Here is a 4,677-nt window from a genome sequence, read left to right on the forward strand (position 1 = left end):
ATTGTACAAATCTTCATTAAGAGTTCTAAAAAGCAAATTCCAATGCCAGTTCGCCCTTATACTAAAATATCAACATTCACTTAGAACATAGCCTATATTATTGCTACTATTCTAAAATAAATATTTATTATCATGTCTCCCCATAACATATACATAATTGCACCTATAGATAAACATGGACCAAATGCCATGGAATCTTTTGCATCTTTTAGTTTTAAAGCTAAAATAATAACTGCAACTATTCCCCCTATTATTATTCCTAAAAACAAAGTCACAATTACTCCCTTTATTCCTAAAAACAAACCACAAACTAATGTAATTTCAGCATCTCCAATGCCCATACCTTTAGTTATTATAACTATAATTCCTAATGCTAAAAATCCAATTATTCCCCCTAAAATATAAGTTGAAATTGCATTTTTATTAACTAAATAATCTATTATTATAAAAATCACGCTAGATATTACTCCAAATATTATAGTTGATGTATATATATCTTGAGTTTTATAGTCTATCATTCCTATTACTATTAATAATGAACTTAATATACTATATTTAAAAAATTCTAAACTTAATCCATAATTTAAAAATATAATAATACATAATATGGAATTAAGTATTTCCACTAATGGATATATTATTGAAATTTTTTCTTTACAATATCTACATTTACCTTTTAAAAATAAGTAACTAAATATTGGAACTAAATCTATTGGTTTTAATTTATGATTGCAACTTGCACAATGAGATGGTGGATAAGAAATTGATTGCTCAAGTGGAATTCTATAAATACATACATTTAAAAAACTACCTATAACTAATCCTAATATAATTACTAATCCATAATTTAACATTCATATTCCTCCCACTCCAATTCCAATGTGTTTAATTAAATATATTTATATATAGAAAAAACCAACAAATTAGTTAAATTAATTAATTTAACTAATTTGTTGGCCGGGTGCACCATTAACTCATAATCCTCAAGGTGCCCAAATTAAGAGAACTATTCACAGTTTCCAACTTTTATTCTATAATTTATTATTTTTTACTTTTATTATATTTTTTACTTTTATTTGTTAATATAATTATACCAACCTTTTATTAAAATTGGAATTATTTTTTAATTTTTATTATTTATAAAACCATTTCATAATAAATACAAAATTAACTTTATAATAAAAAATAAACCAATTTAAATTGATGTTCTCTCAACTTAAATTGGTTTATCTTATTCAAATTTATATTTTAAAAAATTATTTCTTATTTAGCTTGAGTATCTTCTGGAATCATCATATTCATAAATTGTTCTTGTGTGAAAGTTACTCTATTAACTGGCATTGAAACATCTTTTACTTCTGCCTTCTTACTAGTAGAGTTAACTTTAATATTTATTTTTGCCATACCAGCTATTTGCACGTTCATATTAAATTCTGCAGTATAGCTATCATCAGTAAACTTTTCTTTAGTAGAAATATTTGATCCATTAAGCATAGGTTTTGCTTGTTCTAACATTGTTTTAAATGAAGGATCTTTTACACCCTCTTTTAATGTTTTTATCATTTCTTCATTTAGTCCTAATTTAAATGTAGAATTACTATTATCTAAGTTTTCTGATAAACCTGATATTCCTTTTGATACTAAGTCAACTATTTGATCACTATCCATATTTACAGAATATTCTCTACCATTTTGTTTCATTGGTATCTCTACATCATTATTTTTTCCGAATAATTGAGTAGATAAATTTGATAAATAGTCAGGTGACTTAGTTAATTCTATTAATGAATTCATATCTAATCCTGAATCTATTCCAATATAGTCAGCAGATATATTACTAATACTCTTTGGCGCTTCTATTCCATTTAGTGTGAAATTTTGTGTATAATAATTCTTGCTAATATATGATATTCCGTTATCTAAATACATATCTAATTCTGGTATATTTATTTTTCCTGACTTACTATTAAACTTAAAGTTCATATGACCTTGAGTTTGTCCTTTCATATAGCTTGTACCAGAAAATGTGAAGTTTTCATTTTCTCCATTAGCTTCTATAGACATTTCTCCTGTAAATTCTGAAGATGTTGCCTCCCATTTTGTTAAATTATTTAATTCTTTTGAATAATTCTTTCCTTGCTCGCTACATCCTGCAATAGTAAAAATAGATAATGTTGCTGCCATAACAATTGATAATGTTTTTTTAAGTTTCATTTTTTTACCCCCTATTTATACTTGTTTTTAAATTAATTCAATTTATAATATCTTAAGCTTAATCTAAAACATATTAAAAATCAGATAATTTTTTTCTTTTAAATAAATATATTATTTGCCTTAATAAGTTTTATTTCAAATTAAGAAGTATTAACATTATTTAATAATTTTACTGTCTTTATTATCCTATTATAACTCAATTTTCCTGATACGCATATCAACATTTTCTTAAATTAACCTTAATTTTATAATTGTTTCTATACATCCTTATTTTCACAAATATAGCATGATATTAAGTATGATATTGCTCCGACAACTATTATTGTAATAATAGTTGTAATTCCTATAATTGTTTTATTAGCTATCATAAGATTTAATATATTATTAGGAATAGTTCTTTCACTTAATATAGATGGTAATGCAAATATAAAAAATGCTGGAACCATATATACTAGCATTAGAATAGCTCTTCCCTTTTCCATTCCAAATTTATAATAAACAGAATACTGAATCATGCATACGATTGTAGCAATTATCCCTGCAAAACATATTAAAATAATTTCAGACATCTCGATTGAACCAATATTATAAAAATGTATCATTGTAGAAATTTCTATCACCCATACAATAATATTTAATATTATTAAATATAAAAATCTTCCCATTACCATACTTGATGTTTTAGACGGAAACATATAATACATTTCTGTACTTTTTTTATTGCCTTCTGAACTAAATGGTAATATTGCAACAATAATTAAAACAAAGAATAAGTAACTCATTGCATTAATATTATTCTCTGAATAAAGCATTGATATGGCAAAGGCTATAAAAAACAATGAATAATACTTCAAGTTTCCTTTTATTATTCTAAAATCAAACTTTAAATAATTTATAGCATTCATTATTTATCCTCCTTTCCACTATTTATATAAAATACAATTATTTCCTCAATAGATGGTTTTTCAATTAGTAATTCATCATCTAAATATTTTTTATCCTCAGCATATATTACCCCTTGAAATCCAACATTTGATTTTTTATATCCTATCAATTTGTCCTTGATATTAGTAGTTAAGTCTTCTTTTCCACCTTTGACCACAAAATGTTTTTCTAAAATGTTATCTTTAGTATCATTAAATATCATCTTTCCTTTATTTATAAAAAATATATAATCAGCTATCTTTTCTAAATCACTTGTAATATGTGTGGAAAATAATACGCTCTTTTCACCATCTTCTATATATTCCTGTAGTAATTCTAAAATATTATTTCTAATAACAGGATCAAGTCCACTTGTTGGTTCATCTAATATAAGTAATTTAGTTTTTCTTGCAAATATACTTGCAAATGTTAGTTTTATTTTCATTCCCTTTGAAAACTCTTTAATTTTTTTATCCCTTGGTAGTTCCCACAAATTTACATAATGATTAAATTTATCTTCATTAAATGATGGATAAAAATCTTTTAATGTATTAATCACGTCTTTTAACTTAAAACCTTGTGGGAAGTAACATTCATCCCCCACAAATCCAATCATATCTTTAAATTCAACTTCATTTCCTTTGTACTTCTTTCCAAATACACTTATTTCTCCACTATCTGCTTTTAACTGCTGCATAATAAGTTTTATAGTTGTAGTCTTTCCTGCCCCATTTTGCCCTACATACCCTAATATATATCCCTTAGGTAAGCTTAAATTTATATTTTCTAAGCTAAAATCTTTAAATTTTTTATTTAAATTGCTTATTTCAAGTGCATTCATTACTTATCCTCCTCAATCAAATTTTCTAAAATGATAATAAGTTCACTTTTTGAAACCTTTGCTAATTTTGCATTTTCAATTGCAGCAGTAAAAGCTTCTTCAATTCTTTTTAAATATTGCTCTTTTACCATTTCATTATCCTTAGGAAGTACAAAACTTCCCTTTCCCCTAATAGTTGCTATAAATCCTTCTTCTTCTAAATCTGAATATGCCCTAGTTGTTGTAATAACACTTATACCTAAATCCTTAGCTAATTGTCTTATTGATGGTAAAAATTCATTTTCTGCAATTTTACCAGACATTATCTGTTCCTTAATCTGTGTTTTTATCTGCTCATAAATAGGTAAATCAGATTTATTAGATAATAATATCTTCAATCAGTTTTTCCTCCTTAAAGTATGTACTGTATATGTTGTATTATATACAGTATGAACACTATAGTCAATAGTTACTAAAATTTTTTCTATAATAGTTGCTATGTCTCAAAATAAATGTACTATATAAAAAAAGTTGATATTGCTCATAAAGCTTATAGGCAGAGGATTTTAAAAGTAACTTACACAGAAAAAGAGCCATTGAATTCACATTACTAAATTCAATAACTCTATTTTAAAAATTGGCTATGTTTTAAAACAGTGTTGATATATGCAATAGGTGAAGTGGCATTGTAAATGGACTTTTAGAACCCTTAATGAGTA

The 4,677-nt window shown here is 25.0% G+C and carries 5 protein-coding genes and 1 riboswitch; all 5 genes read right to left on the reverse strand.

Annotated features, from left to right (window positions below; all coding sequences use genetic code 11):
- Positions 1-92 precede the first annotated feature (92 nt).
- The 5 genes from RGC78_RS15855 to RGC78_RS15875 all read right to left on the reverse strand — a co-directional run bounded on the left by RGC78_RS15855 (position 93) and on the right by RGC78_RS15875 (position 4,356).
- Complete coding sequence (locus RGC78_RS15855; RefSeq protein ID WP_252224036.1) at positions 93-854, reverse strand: prepilin peptidase; 762 nt, start codon at positions 852-854, stop codon at positions 93-95.
- Positions 855-946: 92 nt separating this feature from the next.
- Positions 947-1,030, reverse strand: a riboswitch (cyclic di-GMP riboswitch).
- 233 nt (positions 1,031-1,263) lie between these two features.
- The gene (locus RGC78_RS15860) at positions 1,264-2,214 is read right to left on the reverse strand and encodes a hypothetical protein (protein ID WP_252211676.1); all 951 of its coding nucleotides are present in this window, start codon (positions 2,212-2,214) and stop codon (positions 1,264-1,266) included.
- A gap of 257 nt (positions 2,215-2,471) precedes the next feature.
- Positions 2,472-3,119: an ABC-2 transporter permease gene (locus tag RGC78_RS15865; protein WP_252211675.1), complete on the reverse strand. Its 648-nt coding sequence runs from the start codon at positions 3,117-3,119 to the stop codon at positions 2,472-2,474.
- Positions 3,119-3,979, reverse strand: coding sequence for an ABC transporter ATP-binding protein (locus RGC78_RS15870; protein ID WP_252211674.1), 861 nt, complete (start codon positions 3,977-3,979; stop codon positions 3,119-3,121). Before RGC78_RS15870 ends, RGC78_RS15865 begins: the two co-directional genes overlap by 1 nt.
- Positions 3,979-4,356, reverse strand: a complete 378-nt coding sequence (locus RGC78_RS15875) for a GntR family transcriptional regulator (protein WP_252211673.1) — start codon at positions 4,354-4,356, stop codon at positions 3,979-3,981. The genes RGC78_RS15870 and RGC78_RS15875 overlap by 1 nt, the downstream gene beginning before the upstream one ends.
- Between the last annotated feature and the right edge of the window lie 321 nt (positions 4,357-4,677).

The sequence above is a fragment of the Clostridium aquiflavi genome (genome assembly GCF_031344075.1).
Lineage (GTDB): Bacteria > Bacillota > Clostridia > Clostridiales > Clostridiaceae > Clostridium > Clostridium aquiflavi.

What these genes read in the sequence shown, in the direction of transcription:
- RGC78_RS15855 (WP_252224036.1), bottom strand. Translation starts at nt 854, where the DNA reads ATGTTAAATTATGGATTAGTAATTATATTAGGATTAGTTATAGGTAGT.
- RGC78_RS15860 (WP_252211676.1), bottom strand. Translation starts at nt 2,214, where the DNA reads ATGAAACTTAAAAAAACATTATCAATTGTTATGGCAGCAACATTATCT.
- RGC78_RS15865 (WP_252211675.1), bottom strand. Translation starts at nt 3,119, where the DNA reads ATGAATGCTATAAATTATTTAAAGTTTGATTTTAGAATAATAAAAGGA.
- RGC78_RS15870 (WP_252211674.1), bottom strand. Translation starts at nt 3,979, where the DNA reads ATGAATGCACTTGAAATAAGCAATTTAAATAAAAAATTTAAAGATTTT.